Below are 15,286 nucleotides of genomic sequence, written 5' to 3' on the forward strand. Positions count from 1 at the left end.
GATGGCTTCGGCATTGTGGCACGGGTTCGCGGACATGGGCGCTGTGGAGAAGAACGGCGCGTTTGTCGTCTCTCGCGGTGAGGGCGCGTACATCTGGGATTCCGAGGGCACTCGGTATCTGGATGCGACGGCGGGCCTGTGGTTCACCAATGTCGGGCACGGGCGCACGGAGATCGCGGATGCGGTGGCGGCTCAGTTGTCGAAGATCGCTCATTTCTCCAACTTCGGTGATTTTGTTCCCGAGACCACGCAGGTGTTGGCGGAGCGGTTGGCGACGATAGCGCCGGTTGCCGGGAGCAAGATCTTCTTCACTTCGGGTGGTTCGGATTCGGTGGACACTGCGGCGAAGCTCGCTCGCCGGTACTGGCACGAGGTGGGGCAGCCGGAGAAGGCGATCATCGTCGGTCGCCAGAAGGCGTACCACGGAATGCATGTTGCGGGAACAGCTCTGGCGGGTATTCCGGTGAACCGTGAGGGTTACGGCGAGCTGATGGCGGATGCGGCCACGGTCGGCTGGGATGATGCGAAGAGTCTGCTCGAGTTGATCGAGAGGATCGGTGCGAACAAGATCGCCGCGTTCTTCGCGGAGCCGATCATCGGTGCCGGTGGGGTGTATCTTCCGCCGGAGGGGTACCTGGCCGAGGTGCGCGACATCTGCCGCGAGCACGACATTCTGTTTGTCGTCGACGAGGTCGTGACCGGTTTCGGTCGTATCGGCGGCGAGTGGTTCGCGTCTACTCGTTTCGATTTGCAGCCCGACATGATGACCACGGCAAAGGGTTTGACGTCCGGTTACGTTCCGATGGGTGCGGTGTTCATCGCGCCGCGGGTGGCGGAGCCGTTCTATGCGGGTTCGTGGTGGCGTCATGGTTACACGTATGGCGGGCATGCCGGTGCTGCTGCGGCGGCGATGGCGAACCTCGACATTCTCGAGCGTGAGAATTTGCTTGGGGAGTCGAAGCGTCTGGAGGCGTCGTTGCATACGCATCTGCAGCCGTTGGCGGAGCATCCGCGGGTGGCGGAGGTTCGTAGTGGACTGGGTGCGGTCGCTGCGGTGCAGTTGGCTGATCCGGCGGAGGCGTTGCCTTTCGTGAAGACGTTGCGTGAGCACGGTATTTCGGGTCGTGCGGCGGGTCAGGGTGCGATGCAGATTTCGCCGACGTTCGTCATGACCGACGATCAGGTCGCGGAGATGGCAGCAGGGATCCTCGCAGCTCTCGGATGAGTTCAGTTGCGGCGCCGGAAGAGTTTCTCGATTCGGCGCCGCACAGCGTTGGGTGCAGGTTCGAGTTCCAGAACCTCTTGTTCCGACTGCTTGGCGTAGGCCTGGGTGTACCGCTCGTGCAGTACCGAGCGAATTTCGTCCGGAGAGTAGGCCCGACGCTGGCGTTCGCCGCGCGCAACGAGAACCCCGGTGGCGGCAACGCCCATTGCACCGGCGAGGCCGACCAGTTTCCAAACGTGCGAGGCGCGCAGAGGAGTAGGGAGTTTCATCCCTCTACGCTAGAGGCATGGACCGACGATTGCTTTCGCAGGTGAGTCTCGAGGAGGCCGCCGCGGCGACCCGCACGGGCGACATCTGGATCTTCCGCGGAGAGTCGACGGCGGACCGGGCCATCCAGACGCTGACCAACAGCCCGGTCAACCACGTCGGAATGTCGGTCGTGATCGACGACCTTCCGCCGCTGATGTGGCATGCGGAACTCGGTCACTCGCTGCAGGACATGTGGACCGGACGCTTCCAGCGTGGTGTCCAACTGCACGATCTGCGATCGGCGGTTCAGGTCTGGGGCGCCAAGTACGGGCAGCGTGGATGGTTGCGCCAGCTCGACCACGAAGTCACCCGGGAGCAGGAAGACGCTCTGCTCAAGACGATCGCACGGCTGGACGGTACGCCGTTCCCGTCGACGGCCAAGCTTGCCTCACGCTGGTTCGGAGGCCGAATCCCGAAGCTGCGCAAGAAGTCCGACGTGTCCGCAGTGGCCGTCGAGAGCGCCTACTGCGCCGAAGTGGTTGCCAAGACCTATGAGGCGATGGGTCTGCTTGTCGGTAACCGTCGTATCAACTGGTTCGATCCGGGCAAGTTCTGGAGTGGAGATCAGTTGCCCCTCGCGCCGGGAGTTGCGCTCGGTGACGAGATCTCGGTGTCACTCAGCGCACGTGACCTCGAGGCCGGACGCAATCCCGCCGGGTACTCACAAGGTTCGTGACGGCTCGGCGACGACGCGGCCGCCGACTTCGAGCCACCCTTCCGGAGAGAAGGTGGTGTGAAGCACCGATCCGCGTCCCTGGGTGATGAGCAGTGATTTCCTCAATCGGTCCGTGATGCGCAGCGCTGCAGATCCGGTCGCCTCGTCCTCGGCGATTCCCATCACCGGTGCGAACATGCGTGCGCGGATGGCAGCTTCGAGCTTGTCCTGCCATGCCCACAGATACGAATGATCCGCCTCGTAGTCGGACGGATCTGCGTCGATGACGTCGTCGACCGTGTCCATCGGATAGATCGCGAATTCCGGTGCCCATTCGGCACGCGCGCGTACCCACGTCAAAGCGCCGGATTGGCGGACGTCGACACTGCCGGCAGGAACGTCGAGGGCGCTCACGCGACGGCCCTGTTCGCCCAGCCACCACGTGGCACCGACGGTCGGGTGTCCGGCGAAGGGGAGTTCTGCTGCCGGAGTGAAGATCTGGACCCGCGCACGCGAGGCGCCGTCATCCGGAACGTCGATGAAGATGGTCTCGCTGTAGTCGAGTTCCTTCGCGACGGCTTGTCGATCCGATTCTGCAACCGTGGACGCGTCGACGATTCCCAACGGATTCCCGTGCTTGCCGTTCTCGTCCGTGAAGACCCGGACCACACTCACCTCGATACCCATCGGTCCACCCTAGCGCGCGAAAAGCCCTCCCCACCTTCACGGTGGGGAGGGCTCGTCGAACTGCACTCAGGTCCGAGTGATCAGACCTGTGCGGCAGAGAGGATCTCGTTGGCTTCGACAGCCTGTGCGACGCCCGCGACGATGGAACCGGCGCGGATCGCTTCGAAGATGACCTCGCGGTCGACACCTTCCTGGCGGAGGGTGTTCTCGTGAGCTTCGAGGCAGTGGTTGCAGCCGTTGATCGCGGACACTGCAAGCGACCACAATTCGAAGTCGGCCTTGTCGACGCCCGGGTTGCCGATGATGTTCATCCGCAGGCCGGCACGAAGGTCGTCGTACTTACCGTCGAGGTAGCCCTTGGTGCGGTAGAAGACGTTGTTCATGCCCATGATCGACGCTGCGCCGAGAGCGGCGTTGTATGCCTCTGCCGACAGGTTGTCGGCAGCCTCGGAAGCAATCTCCTTGAGCGTGGACGCAGACTTGGTGGCTGCGGCCGTTGCGAGGAGCGTTCCCCACAACTGCTGCTCGTTCAGGACCGTCGTGCGCGCAATGGAACTCAGGTTGAGCTTGAGGTCCTTCGCGTACTCGGGAAGCGAGTTCTTGAGGTTCTCGACGCTCATACTCAGACGCTCGCAGTCAGAAGCTCGCCGGCGTTGATGGTCGGGTCGCCCTTCTTCCAGTTGCATGCGCACAGCTCGTCGCTCTGGAGAGCGTCGAGGACGCGGAGAACCTCGTCGACGTTACGGCCGACGGAACCGGCTGTGACGGAGACGAACTGGATCTCGTTGTTGGGGTCGACGATGAACGTCGCGCGGTCTGCAACGCCGTCGGCGTTGAGGACGCCGGTGGCCTCGGCAAGCTCACGCTTGAGGTCCGAGAGCATCGGGAAGGGGAGGGTCTTGAGCTCTTCGTGCTGTGCACGCCACTGGAAGTGCACGAACTCGTTGTCGACGGAAGCGCCGAGAACCTGAGCGTCACGGTCTGCGAACTCTTCGTTGAGCTTGCCGAATGCAGCAATCTCGGTGGGGCACACGAAGGTGAAGTCCTTGGGCCAGAAGAAGACGATGCGCCACTTGCCTGCGTAGTCGTCACTGGTGACGGTGGTGAAGTAGTCATCGGGCTGCTGGGCATCGACCTTGGACAGGTCGCCGCCGATGACAGCCGTGAGGTTGTAAGCGGGGAACTGGTCGCCGATTGTGAGCAGAGCCATGTGTCTCATTCTCCTACGTGTCTCGTGAACAGGAATTTCTTGCGCACACGATCCGGCTGTTCGGACTGTGACGGCCGAACGTGCTGGATCGAGAGGGTTTGTCACCGTCAGCGGGTCGGACGGTTTCGACTGGAGTGTCGAGGTTGTGACCGGCGCTTTTTGGTATGAGTCCATTCTGCATCAAACCGTTCAAAAGGTAAAGGTGATGGGTGGCACTACACTGATAGGCATGTCTGATCAGACTTATCAACCTTCCTTGTCACAGCTGCGTGCCTTTGTGTCGGTGGCCGAGTACCGGCACTTCGGTACTGCCGCAGCACGTTCCGGTGTGAGCCAACCCACACTGTCGCAGGCGCTGGCGGCTCTCGAGGCGGGACTAGGGGTCAAGCTGATCGAACGTAGTACGCGCCGCGTGCTCGTGACCGCGGACGGACAGCGCTTGCTCGGTCAGGCGAAGCAAATCCTCGAGGCTGCCGACGGTTTCGTCGCGAGCGCGGCCGGCTCCGGCGACTCTCTGACCGGACCGCTACGCATCGGGTTGATCCCGACCGTTGCGCCGTACATTCTTCCGGGGTTGTTGCCGGAGCTGCGCGAGAAGCTGCCGTCGTTGGCGCCGCAAATAGTCGAGGATCAAACGGCGCGCTTGCTTGATGCCCTGCGATCGGGAGCGCTCGACGTCGCGGTGTTGGCGCTTCCTGCCGGAACACCTGGCCTGGTGGAAGTTCCTGTGTACGAAGAGGATTTTGTCATGGTCGTGCCGAACGATCATTCCTTGGCTGGACGTGTCGATCTCACAGCGGACGTGCTCGACGCACTGCCGTTGCTCTTGCTCGACGACGGCCACTGCCTGCGCGACCAGACGTTGGATCTGTGCCGTTCGGTAGACGCCCATCCGCTTGCCGGCGACACGCGGGCTACCTCTCTCGCGACAGTCGTGCAATGTGTGGCCGGGGGACTCGGGGTGACTTTGGTCCCGGAATCGGCTGTTGCCGTGGAGGTTCGACGCGGGGACTTGTCGACGGCGCATTTCGCCTCGCCGGCTCCAGGTCGCACGATCGGCGTCGTGTTCCGCTCGTCGAGTGGCCGAGCAGAAGGATTCCGTCAGCTGGCCGAGCTGGTCCGTTCGGTCAGCCCGACGGTTCCTCGATGACGTAACTCGTTCGACGTCGACGTGAAAGCTAGTCGAGAGAGGCTTCTTTCACGGCAATGACGGCTCCGGGATTGAGAATTCCCAGCGGGTCGAGCGCATCCTTGACCTTGCGATTGAGGGCCATGACGTCTTCGCCCAACTGTGACGGCAGCCAGTCGCGCTTGAGTCGACCGACCCCGTGTTCGCCGGTGATCGTGCCGCCGAGCGCGATGGCGAGATCCATCACCCGTCCGAATGCGATCTGTGCGCGTTCGGACATGTCCGGGTCTGCGGGGTCGAAGACGATGAGCGGGTGTGTGTTTCCGTCTCCGGCGTGCGCCACCGTGCAGATCAGGACGTCGAGGTCGTCGGCGATGGCTTCGACCCCGGTTACCAGCTGGGGGAGTGCGCGCATGGGAACGCCCACGTCTTCGAGAAGCAGACTTCCCATCGCGAGCACTGCCGGGAACACTGCCCGCCGTGCCGCCGCAAAAGCGTCACCTTCGGCCTGGTCATCGGTGGCGAATACTTCGGTGGCTCCGTTGTTTTCGCACGCCTGAACAATCGTCTCGATTTCCAGCACGCCGGCCGCGCCGGGTGCGTCGGACTGCGCGAGCAGCAGTGCGTGAGCCTTGCGGTTCAGACCCATGCGTACCGAATCCTCGACGGCATTGATGCTGGCATGATCCATGAACTCGAGCATCGCCGGACGCATGTTGCTGGTGATCGCCAAGACCGCGTCCGCAGCTTCTTGTACCGAGTCGAACGATGCGACGACGGTTGATGCGGGCGGCTGCGCGGGAATCAAACGCAACGTGATTTCCGTGATGATGCCGAGAGTTCCCTCACTGCCCACGAACAGTTTGGTGAGGGAGAGTCCGGCGACGTCCTTGAGAAGGGGACCTCCGAGGCTGACCGCTGTCCCGTCTGCCAGCACGACCCGGAGTCCGAGAACGTAGTCGGTGGTAACTCCGTACTTGACGCAGCAGAGTCCGCCGGCGTTGGTGGCTGCATTGCCGCCGATGGAACAGATCTCGAAGGACGACGGGTCAGGTGGGTACCAGAGTCCGTGCTCTGCGGCGGCTTTCTTGACCTCCGCATTCATCAAGCCGGGCTGAGTAACCGCCACACGGGCGACCGGGTCGATCGTGATCTGTCGCATTCGCTCGGTGCTGACCACTATGCAACCGTCGACGGCGCTGGATCCACCGGAAAGGCCCGAGCCGGCACCTCTGGGAACCACCGGTACGCGGTTGGCGGTTGCCCAGCGCATCACTGTTTGGATGTCTTCGGTGCACGTTGCGCGAACCACGGCAGCGGGATGGCCGGCGGTCGGGTCGGCGGCCCAGTCCTGGCGGTAGCCCGCGGTCACATCCGGATCCAGCAGGACGGCTCCCTCGGGGAGTGCCGCTACCAGTTCGTCCAAGGCGTGCGAATTTTCGACCGTCATCACTCCATCATGCGTCCGGCAGCGCCGCTGAGGTCCTGACTTGGTCAGATTTGGGCGCGGCACCGTTGCCCTGGCCCCTACCGGGCCGCATCTTCTGGCCAGCCGGGGTAGTTGGGGAGGACGAGGGGTGGGGCGAAGTCGGTGCTCATCCGGAGTCGATTCCCGTCGTGACGCGATTTGAACCAGTCAGAGCAAGTCTCCTGTTGCACACGGTCGCTGGTGGAGCTGGTGAATTTGTCGACGATCCAGCCGCCGAAGACGTCCCCTTCCGGTGCATTGCGGGGCCCTTCGAATCGAGGGTAGGGGGTAGCCGTAGAAGCGGTGTTGTGCATCCAGATCTCGTAACTACTGCTCGGGAGTCGCGACGAATCCGGTTTGCGGCCGTCGTAATCGGTATCGTAGGCGTCGGAGCAGGCGTAAGCGACGACGGTCGAATCGCCAGGGTATCCGGCGGGAATTGTTTGAATACTCAAGATCCGGTTGATGCTGGTACCTCGGTAGACGCGTGGTGGTGTGTCTGCGGGTTCTCCGTAGCGGCGATCGCTCGAGACCGTTCCACGAGTGTTCGCAGTGATTCTCGAGAACCCGTGGTAGGCGTCGCTGCGATCGCCACCACTGTCAACGATGTAGTCGGATTCTATGAATGCTCGGATTATGGTGGCCTCTTCGCTGAAGAGGTCGATGCCGGGGTCTGCGAGCCATTGGTTGTGATAGTCGGTCATGTAGCTCGGTAGTACATAGACGTTTGACGCGGCGGGCGTGGTTGTGGCGCTGACGTTTTCGGTTGAGTTGGGTGCCGCGCAACCCGCGATACATGATCCCATGCTGAATGCCAGTGCAAGAGCGGTTGCGGCGCGGTGGTTTCGCCTTGTAAACGCAGGAAATCTATCCGACATCGTCGAGTCCGTCTCTCATGTTGGTCATGAACGTATCGCGATTGAATCCCCGAAACGTCAAATAGTCCTGCAGCGTGCTGTCGAATTTGCCGTTTAGACCCAGGGTCTCCAGATCGACTGGTCTGAGGGATTCGCTCGGATCGCCATTGACTCGAAAACCGTTCAGTTGCTCGAAGTCTTTTCTTCCGTAGGCGTTGTCGAGTGCCTGAACCAATCGGTAATCGAGAAGGGTCGTCGAAGCCGAACTCTGGTCTGTGAAGTTGAGTTGTGCCGGAGGAACTTCGACCGGGGAGCCCAGGACGTGATCTTTGAGTTCGACTCCCAGCATGCTGACTGCAACGCTGGTCGGTGGTCCGAAGCCTGGGATCATGGCGGCACCGCCGGAAATCAGCCAACCGAGTTCGTCGTATGTTTTCCCACGTCTGCTGATGATGTCCTGTTGCGTCGCCGCAGCGTCACCGGTTCGGTTGAAGGCTTCTTCCTCCAGAGCGCCGTCCATCAGTGCTTGGACGCGTCCCGCATATATTGCATATTGCGAAGAACCCGCGGCGATGTCTCCGCTCATGCTGGTTTCGACGAAGGTCCCTTGGAGTTGGCCCGCGGCTCCGAGCATGTTCGCATTGAAACTTGCGGCTGCGTGGGGGTCGCTGTCGATGATCGCGATCACCGATTTCGCATTGGCGAATCTGTCGTCGTAGGCATCGAGATTTTCGAAACCGAGGGTACCGGTTTGATCGGGTTCCAATCCGACGAGATTCCCGATGTACGGGGTCACCGCGGAACCAATGGATTGCGTCAACGCGGGATTCACTTCTCCGATGGATCTGTTGTCCAGGCCGGCGATGTCGAGGTAGGCACCTTTGTTGTCGGCGAGATTGTGGGCGAGTGCAAGGGCAGAGGCGCCGGCCCGTTCGGCAACAGCTGGGTTGGAGTTGGTGGCGTCGGGTCCGATCCAATCGGTGAGGCCGCTGACGGCTCGTCCGTCATCGTTCCATTCGCGGGTGAACAGATTCACCACGTCGTCCTGATGAGCAGGGGTGGTGAGGAAGTCGGCGTTCGAAGGTATGTCCCGAGTGGCAACGTCGAGGGCTTTGGTGAGGCTGGAGTCGAGCTCATCGTTGCTGACGGGCTGGCCGTCGTCGTCGAAGACCAATCGCATCGGGGCGCTCGATGAAGTTTGCGATTGGAGAGGGGCGAGATCTGCGCTGCGATCGAGCAGTGCAGAACTCAAAGCGCTGCCGGATTGTGTCGCCGGGTCTGCATTTCGAAGTATGTCCGTGAGTGCATTCGAATCGTCGAAATGGTTGACGTTCACGGTGGTGGAGTACCCACCGGGTTGGAGTTGCGAGCTGTACGCGGGGTCGCTGAAGATTCTGCGGACGTCTGGCGGAAGGTTGTCGAGGCTGCCCGCGTTGCCGTTGCCGTCGGTGACGTTGGGATTGGAGACGGTGAACATGCCCGAGGCGAGGGCGCTGGGGATTCGCGCGTCGGCGGGGACATTCGCATCGGGGAAGTTGACCGTGCGGAATCCTTCGGCTCCTGCACCGATATTCTTCAGCTCGTCGAGGTTGGTATCGGCGTAGAACTCACGTAGGTAGGCGAGTTGTTCCGGGTCGACGGCCACGGGCCCGCCGGCAGCAAGTTGCGCTTGTTGTTCCGGAGTGAAAGTCGTCGCGGCGATCAACCGTTGCTTGGCCGCCTCGCTCTCGGGTGTTGCGCCCGGGGACTGCGCGAGAATGTCGGAGTCGTGGGCTCCCTGACCATCGAACCGAACGTGATGTGAAGGGGTGGTCGACGCTGCATCGGGGATCCCGAAATCGGCCTTGCGGTCGATGAGCGAGGTGCCTGCGGCGGTGATCTCCGTGAGGATTCTGGCGGCGCTCGCGTCAGTCTCGTCGACGTCCGTGAGTGCCGTGCCGATGCGCCACGAGTGATATTCGAGGCGGGCTTCTACCCCGCGCGGATCTGTGCTCGCCAGAGTTGCGGGCGTCGCGGTGACGGAACCGTCGTCAGAGACGGTGAAACCGTCGGCGCTCGCGTCGTCGACGCGGCTGACCAGTGTTTCGCGGGTGTACCGGAGGTTTGCCGATTGCGCTGCGACACAGCGCCCGGCGTCTCCGACTATCGCGACGGCGTCTCGCCCGAAGGCATGCTGCTGGGTTGCCGAATCCCATGCTGCGGTCGCCGCGCTGCCGCTCCAATCGCTGGTTGCGGTGTCCATGATGCGGTGCGCGATGTCGACGTTGCTGTCGAATACGTCATGTCCGCGGCCCAGGGAGCCGGCATAGTTGTCGAGGGCGTCCAGATTCCAGGATCGGATCTGCGAGATCGACAGTGTCATCGCACGTCTCCCGAATCCTCGATCCGTGCGCCGTTGGCGATGTCGACCCGGGCGAACACTCGTGCGGAGTTTTCCAGTTTCGTGCGGGTAGCAGTGATCCCCGCGCCGATCGCGCGGCCGAGTTCGTCGACGGTGACGACGTTGTCGGCTATGGCTGCAGCGAACGCCGACCCGGCGGCTCCGGCCGATGCGGCGGTAGCGGCCTCCGAAGCCGAGAATCCACCGAGTTCCTCGGCAGATGCCGTCAGCCCCTCCGCAGCACTTGCCAATTCGGCTGGATCAGCTGAAAAAGTATCCACACCCATGAACGAATCCCCCCGAATTCATCTGCGAGATCACAGTGAATCGAGGATAGAGCATGCCAGATGACCCGACCTCGAGGGCTGCGTCATCGTCCTCGCGGTCGAGGGGGTTGTGTGAAAGCCCTAGCGGCCCTTCTGCTTTCCGGAGAACCGGCCACCCGAACTCTTGGTCCCACCGGACTTGCCGCTGCCCGATTTGCCGCCGGCCTTGGCCTTACCGGAACCGGCGTTGCGTCCGGATATGTTCTTTGCGGTGCCGGCGCCCTTAGCTTTCTGCCCGTTCTTGGCAGCTTCTGCGCGACGCTCGCGGGCCGCGATCTTGGCCTTGACGGAGCCCTTGATCTTCTCCGCCGGCTCACCGTTTCGGCCGCGGGAACTCTGCGCCGTTCGGCCCCGCACGATGCCGATAAGTTCCTCGACCAGATCTGTGGTCTTGGACTCCATCCATGCCAAAGCCACAGGAGCCTCGGGCGCACCGTCCACCGGACGGAAGGTCAGGTCCTTGCGATGGTGGAACCGCGCCAGCGAATGGGGAACCACGACAACTCCGACGCCGGCGGCCACCAACTCGATGGCGTCGGCGATGGTCGCGGGTCGCTCGGCGGCGGTCTTTCCGGGACGGGTCGGCCAGTCGAGTCTGTCGTCGAGAGGATCGAGCACTATCTCGTCGGCCAGATCGTCGACGGAAATCTGATCGACAGTAGTGAACACGTGATCTTTCGGTACCACCACCACCGGGGTTTCCGCATACAGCGAGATGGCGCTGATGCCGGTCCGGTCGATCGGCAGGCGAACCAACCCTGCATCTGCTTCACCTGCGCGAAGTGCAGCTTCGAGTTCGAGAACCGGGAACTGAACAAGTTCCAGACGCACCTCGGGGAGCCGCTCGTGCCACACCCGGACCCACTTGGTGGGCGTCACCCCCGGGGCGTACGCGAGTCGAAAAATTGCCTGACTATCCGCGTCTGTCACCAGGCAAGGCTACCGCCTTGGTAAAAGCACCCGTATCGGCTGGTTACTCTTGTTGCATGACGTCGAACAAAACTCCCCAGACGATGAAGCCGACGACGGCTGCCAAGAAGCTGGGTGTGTACCTGGAAGCAACACCTGCGCAGTTCCAGGAAGGCGACGTGACTCGTGACGAGCTGACCGCTCTGCAGACCGATCCGCCGGAGTGGCTGCTGGAGCTGCGACGCACCGGACCGCACCCTCGCCCGGTCATCGCCGCCAAGCTGGGCGTATCGATCGCCGGCCTGGCCCGCGGCGGCGTCGAAGAAGCACTCACCACGGATCAGATCGCCGCACTCCTCGAAGAGAAGCCTGATTGGCTCGAAAAGGAACGCGCTGTTCAGGCCGACGTGCGGGCCGAAAACGTTCGCATCAAGGAAAAGCGCGCTGCGCGTCGTAACCAGCCGCGGAAGGCTCGAAGGGGCTGACGCCCCCTGTGCGCCTTTCCGGTAGCGATGACTACCGGAAAGGCGCACAGGCGCTAGCCTTCTACGACGCTCAGTTCGTCGAACACGATTTCACCCGCGGCATCCGATTCCGGGATGTCGACGACGGCAAGCAGCGCCCATCCGTGATCGCCCTCCGGATCCTCGAGCACCTGCCGCACCCGCCAGAACTCTCCGTCCTCAGTGACCTGGAAGAGCGCCGGACCGCGCGCCGACGGCCCGGTTCCGATGGTTGCGTACTCCTCGAAGTACGGCAGTAGTTGCTCTTCCCACTCGGCGGCCTCGATACCGTCCTCGAGGTTTTCCAGCTCGTTCCACTGTCGACGCGACGCGAGATCGATGCGTCGGAACATCGCATTGCGCACCATGACGCGGAATGCGCGCGGGTTCGCCGAGATGGGACGGGGAATGTCGGCGCCGAACGCAACCTCTTCCGTGTCTGCCTCGGCTCCGGGGTCGGTGAGTGACTCCCACTCGTCGAGCAGGCTCGAGTCGACCTGACGGATCAGCTCGCCCAACCACTCGATGATGTCTTCGAGTTCCTCGGTGCGCGCTTCGGTCGGGACGGTTTGCCTCAGCGCGCGGTAGGCGTCGGCGAGGTAGCGCAGGACGAGGCCCTCGGACCGGGTGAGTCCGTAATGGCTGATCAATTCGGCAAACGTCATGGCGCGTTCGATCATGTCGCGCACCACGGACTTGGGGGAGAGGGCGAACTCGGTGATCCACGGGTGGCCACCCCGGTACATTTCGAAAGCCGGGAACAGCAAGTCCGACAATGGTTTCGGCCAGGTGACCTCTTCGAGAAGCTCCATGCGCTCCTCGTACTCGATGCCGTCCGCCTTCATCTGCGCCACCGCTTCGCCGCGCGCGAAGTGCTGCTGCGCCATCAGAACCTGACGCGGATCGTCGAGCGTCGACTCGATGATCGAGACGACATCGAGTGCGTAACTGTCGGATTCGACGTCGAGAAGTTCGAATGCCGCCAAGGCGAACGGTGAGAGTGGCTGGTTCAAGGCGAAGTCGCGTTGCAGGTCCATCGTCAACCGAGCCATGCGGCCGTACTCGTCGGGTTCGTCGAGGCGTTCCACGATGCCGGCGCTGAGCAATCCGCGATACAGCGAGATCGCTTTGAGGATGTGCTTGCGTTGCGCCGGACGCGATTCGTGGTTGTCCTCCAACAGATGCCGCATCGCGTCGAAGCAGTTGCCCGGTCGGGCAATGACATTGAGCAGCATCGAGTTGCTGACCGAGAATCGCGACACCAACGGTTCGGGCGATGCCGCGACCAAGCGGTCGAACGTCGCTTCGCTCCAGGACACAAACCCCTCGGGAGCCTTCTTGCGTTGAATCTTCTTGATCTTCTTCGGATCGTCGCCGGCCTTGGCGACTGCCCGCAGATTCTCCACTTCGTGTTCCGGTGCCTGGACGACAACGGTGCCCATGGTGTCGTAGCCTGCGCGACCCGCGCGGCCGGCGATCTGATGGAACTCGCGGGCTTTCAGATGCCGTGTGCGGACGCCGTCGTACTTGGCGAGACCGGTCAGCAGCACCGTGCGGATCGGGACGTTGATTCCGACGCCCAGAGTGTCGGTACCGCAGATCACCTTGAGAAGCCCGTCCTGCGCGAGAACTTCGATGAGCCGTCGGTACTTGGGCAACATGCCAGCATGGTGAACGCCAATGCCGTGCCGGACCAGGCGCGAGAGTGTCTTTCCGAACCCCGTGGTGAAGCGGAAACCGCCCAGCGCTTCGGCGATCGCTTCCTTCTCGGCCTTGGAACAGAAGTTGACGCTCGTCAGTGCCTGGGCGCGCTCGAGCGCGGCCGCCTGCGTGAAATGCACGATGTAGACAGGGGACTGGTTGGTGGTCACCAGATCTTCGATGGTTTCGCCGACCGGCGTGGTCGCGTACGAGAACATCAAAGGCACAGGGCGTTCCGTGCCGGAGACGACGGTGGTCGGCTTCCCGGTGCGACGCGTCAGATCCTCGGAGAAGAAGTCGACCTCACCGAGAGTTGCCGACATCAAGAGGAACTGCGCGTGCGGCAATTCGATGAGCGGAACCTGCCACGCCCAACCTCGATCGGGTTCGGAGTAGAAATGGAACTCGTCCATCACGACTTGGCCGATATCGGAGTTCGGGCCCTCTCGCAGTGCGAGATTCGCGACGATCTCTGCCGTCGCACAAATGATCGGCGCCGACGAGTTCACGGCGGCGTCGCCGGTCATCATGCCGACGTTCTCGGCTCCGAAGACTTCACACAGCGCAAAGAACTTCTCGCTCACCAAGGCCTTGATCGGCGCTGTGTAATAGGTGCGCTTGCCGAGCGACATCGCATAGAAATGCGCGCCGATCGCTACCATCGATTTGCCGGACCCGGTCGGCGTCGCAAGGATCACGTTTGCACCCGAGACCAACTCCATGACGGCCTCTTCCTGGGCAGGATAGAGCGTCAAACCTCGTTCGAGGGTCCACGAAGAGAAGGCGTCGAAAACGGAATCAGGATCCGCGTTGTCGGGGAGAAGTTCCGTCAGCAGCACTCGTACAGGCTAGCCGCAACCGCGGATCAGGTTGCGCTTCGCTCGTCCGAGCCCATGGCGTCGAGCACTGCCATGCGGGTGGACGACGTTCCGGTGATGGTGTTCTCGCCGACGCCGGAGATCAGCATGTGACGCCAGCGGGCCTCGTCGAAGACGAGTGGTGCGGTGCTGGAAAGAAAATCTTCGACGATCTGCAGGAAACGCATCGGATCGTCGCGGAACGGGAAGTGGCCCGAGCCGCGGAAGATTTCGAGACGTGAGTTCGGCATCGCCGCATGCGCGAGGTGAGCGTGGGAGACGGGAATGACGGAGTCGTCGTCGCCCCAGATCAGTTGAACCGGCAGATTCTCGGTCAGATAACAGCGGTCGAGCATCGTGACGACCTGCCCGCGCCAGTCCACGACGGCCCGCAGCGTACGAAGGTAAGCCTCGTAGGCAGTGGGGTCGGGGAGATCAGCGAGCACTCGAATCAGGTCTGGCGTGTCGTGCAGCATGGTGCCGGGGCGCAGATTCGAACCGTGAACGACACCGGCAAGATTTCCGGCCATCCGGACGAGCGGCATCGCGCCAGGTATCCGGAGCAGTTTGACGACCTCGTTGACCACCGGAACGGACATGAGGCGCAGCAGTGGGTGGACGTCCTTGGTGACGCCACCGGCCGAGACCAGCACGAGGCGATCCACCATGTGTGGGAATTGGTAGGAGAACTGCATCGCGACGCCGCCGCCGAGCGAATGCCCGATGACGGTGACGTGCTCGATGCCGAGCGTCGACAGAAGATCACGCATGCCGTTGGCATACGCGGCTACCGAGTAATCTGCGCGCGGCTTGTCGGAGCGGCCGTGACCCAACAGGTCAGGTGCGATGACGGTGTACTTCTTGGCGAGGTGGGGAATGATCTCGGTCCACGTCGACGAGTTGTCGCCGATTCCGTGCAGGAGCAGTACTGCCGGACCCTCGCCGGCTATCCGAAATGCGCGTCGGTAGCCGTGAATCGTCCGGAACATCATCCGCGGTTCCTCGTCGGGGACCGGTCGGAGCTGACGGTTCCGTGGTCTGCTCATGTCGCCTCCTGGCTCGGCGTGTGA

15 protein-coding genes are annotated in these 15,286 nt (G+C 62.5%); 4 read left to right on the forward strand and 11 right to left on the reverse strand.

The genetic code is table 11. From position 1 onward, the window contains the following. The first annotated feature begins 1 nt into the window (after position 1). Positions 2–1,225: an aminotransferase family protein gene (locus RE4_RS09465; RefSeq protein WP_060938487.1), complete on the forward strand. Its 1,224-nt coding sequence runs from the start codon at positions 2–4 to the stop codon at positions 1,223–1,225. A gap of 2 nt (positions 1,226–1,227) precedes the next feature. On the opposite strand, the gene RE4_RS09470 is transcribed toward RE4_RS09465, so the two are convergent. Further along, positions 1,228–1,494, reverse strand: a complete 267-nt coding sequence (locus RE4_RS09470; protein ID WP_007732799.1) for a hypothetical protein — start codon at positions 1,492–1,494, stop codon at positions 1,228–1,230. Between the two features lie 17 nt (positions 1,495–1,511). On the opposite strand from RE4_RS09470, the gene RE4_RS09475 reads away from it, so the two are divergent. After that, on the forward strand, positions 1,512–2,210 hold the full coding sequence (locus RE4_RS09475) for a hypothetical protein (RefSeq protein ID WP_019748222.1): 699 nt from the start codon (positions 1,512–1,514) through the stop codon (positions 2,208–2,210). Here the strand turns inward: RE4_RS09475 and RE4_RS09480 are convergent. From RE4_RS09480 to RE4_RS09490, 3 genes are all read right to left on the reverse strand, one after another. After that, positions 2,196–2,876, reverse strand: a complete 681-nt coding sequence (locus tag RE4_RS09480; RefSeq protein WP_003942237.1) for a PhzF family phenazine biosynthesis protein — start codon at positions 2,874–2,876, stop codon at positions 2,196–2,198. The two genes, RE4_RS09475 and RE4_RS09480, sit on opposite strands and share 15 nt — an antisense overlap. Positions 2,877–2,956: 80 nt before the next feature. Further along, on the reverse strand, positions 2,957–3,496 hold the full coding sequence (gene ahpD / locus RE4_RS09485; protein ID WP_003942122.1) for an alkylhydroperoxidase, AhpD family: 540 nt from the start codon (positions 3,494–3,496) through the stop codon (positions 2,957–2,959). Between the two features lie 2 nt (positions 3,497–3,498). Next, on the reverse strand, positions 3,499–4,086 hold the full coding sequence (locus tag RE4_RS09490) for a peroxiredoxin (RefSeq protein WP_003942119.1): 588 nt from the start codon (positions 4,084–4,086) through the stop codon (positions 3,499–3,501). Positions 4,087–4,315: 229 nt separating this feature from the next. On the opposite strand from RE4_RS09490, the gene RE4_RS09495 reads away from it, so the two are divergent. Next, positions 4,316–5,236, forward strand: a complete 921-nt coding sequence (locus RE4_RS09495; protein ID WP_020907545.1) for a hydrogen peroxide-inducible genes activator — start codon at positions 4,316–4,318, stop codon at positions 5,234–5,236. A 28-nt stretch (positions 5,237–5,264) separates the two neighbouring features. On the opposite strand, the gene RE4_RS09500 is transcribed toward RE4_RS09495, so the two are convergent. The 5 genes from RE4_RS09500 to RE4_RS09520 form a co-directional block, all read right to left on the reverse strand. After that, the gene (locus tag RE4_RS09500; protein ID WP_060938488.1) at positions 5,265–6,665 is read right to left on the reverse strand and encodes an FAD-binding oxidoreductase; all 1,401 of its coding nucleotides are present in this window, start codon (positions 6,663–6,665) and stop codon (positions 5,265–5,267) included. A gap of 77 nt (positions 6,666–6,742) precedes the next feature. Then, positions 6,743–7,387, reverse strand: coding sequence for a hypothetical protein (locus RE4_RS09505; RefSeq protein WP_029255252.1), 645 nt, complete (start codon positions 7,385–7,387; stop codon positions 6,743–6,745). Between the two features lie 163 nt (positions 7,388–7,550). After that, entirely contained in the window at positions 7,551–9,902 is a 2,352-nt protein-coding gene (locus RE4_RS09510; RefSeq protein WP_060938489.1) for a TPR repeat domain-containing protein, read from the reverse strand. Then, entirely contained in the window at positions 9,899–10,207 is a 309-nt protein-coding gene (locus RE4_RS09515) for a type VII secretion target (RefSeq protein WP_021334291.1), read from the reverse strand. Before RE4_RS09515 ends, RE4_RS09510 begins: the two co-directional genes overlap by 4 nt. Before the next feature lie 120 nt (positions 10,208–10,327). Further along, positions 10,328–11,176 carry a LysR substrate-binding domain-containing protein gene (locus RE4_RS09520; RefSeq protein WP_003942255.1) on the reverse strand — a complete coding sequence of 283 codons (849 nt, stop codon included), beginning with the start codon at positions 11,174–11,176 and terminating at the stop codon, positions 10,328–10,330. A 56-nt stretch (positions 11,177–11,232) separates the two neighbouring features. Between RE4_RS09520 and RE4_RS09525 the strand changes: the two genes are divergently transcribed. Continuing rightward, entirely contained in the window at positions 11,233–11,640 is a 408-nt protein-coding gene (locus tag RE4_RS09525; RefSeq protein ID WP_019748228.1) for a DUF5997 family protein, read from the forward strand. 53 nt (positions 11,641–11,693) lie between these two features. Here the strand turns inward: RE4_RS09525 and RE4_RS09530 are convergent, their stop codons facing one another. Further along, the gene (locus RE4_RS09530) at positions 11,694–14,198 is read right to left on the reverse strand and encodes a DEAD/DEAH box helicase (RefSeq protein WP_020907550.1); all 2,505 of its coding nucleotides are present in this window, start codon (positions 14,196–14,198) and stop codon (positions 11,694–11,696) included. Positions 14,199–14,224: 26 nt separating this feature from the next. Further along, positions 14,225–15,262, reverse strand: coding sequence for an alpha/beta fold hydrolase (locus RE4_RS09535; protein WP_019748230.1), 1,038 nt, complete (start codon positions 15,260–15,262; stop codon positions 14,225–14,227). Positions 15,263–15,286: the final 24 nt, after the last annotated feature.

It is taken from the genome of Rhodococcus erythropolis NBRC 15567, from assembly GCF_001552595.1.
Lineage (GTDB): Bacteria > Actinomycetota > Actinomycetes > Mycobacteriales > Mycobacteriaceae > Rhodococcus_F > Rhodococcus_F erythropolis.